This window comes from Roseateles sp. P5_E11, assembly GCF_054049355.1.
On the sequence record NZ_JBFUMO010001179.1, the window covers coordinates 1 to 605 of the forward strand.

Annotated in this window: 1 protein-coding gene; it reads right to left on the minus strand. The window is 58.8% G+C overall.

Features of this window, described 5'->3' with window-relative positions; genetic code table 11:
• Positions 1 to 26 precede the first annotated feature (26 nt).
• On the minus strand, positions 27 to 605 hold a 579-nt coding region (locus ACXJKR_RS34195; protein ID WP_457326647.1), incomplete at its 5' end, for a hypothetical protein.

The window sequence follows — 605 nt, forward strand, 5'->3', positions numbered from 1 at the left end:
GGTCGAGAATTTCTCGCAACGGAGTCTCAGGCTTCAGCCCTCCTCCTTCTGTCCTCGTCATCTGCAACGTCTTTGGGGATGAGCCACCAGTTCCCCTTCTTCCTGGGAAMCAGCCGCTCAACGGACAGCGCATCGAGCTCATCCGAATGAAGGTTGGCAACGTCGGGCGCCGTTGGCGCGTCCTGGTACTCGCGGAGATGTGCCAGCAGCTTGTCATGACTATCCGCAGGAAGCGCCGACTCGGGCTTGGGCGTCTTTAAAGGGGCGAAGCCATGACGTTCCCACAGAGACACGACCAGGTCATTCGAGCCACCCGGCGGCCGCGACGCAAGCTTGTGCAACCCCTTCTGGCGTTCAGCTTCGCTCGCAGTTGCAAAGACGTCGTTGATCCTGCACAAGTCGACCTTGAGGTCATGCCCCCAAACGAAGTCCTGCTCCTTCGTCAGAAACGGCTGCGCGCACCTCCGATGCAGCTTGTCGCTGGAGACGAAGACGTTGCAAAACGGCAGATAGAAGAGGTAGGCGATGTCCGCCCGATTGGACGCACGCTCAGCAGCAATGAGTTTGGCTGCCAGCGAAATTTGGAAGAAGAGTTCGACCATCAG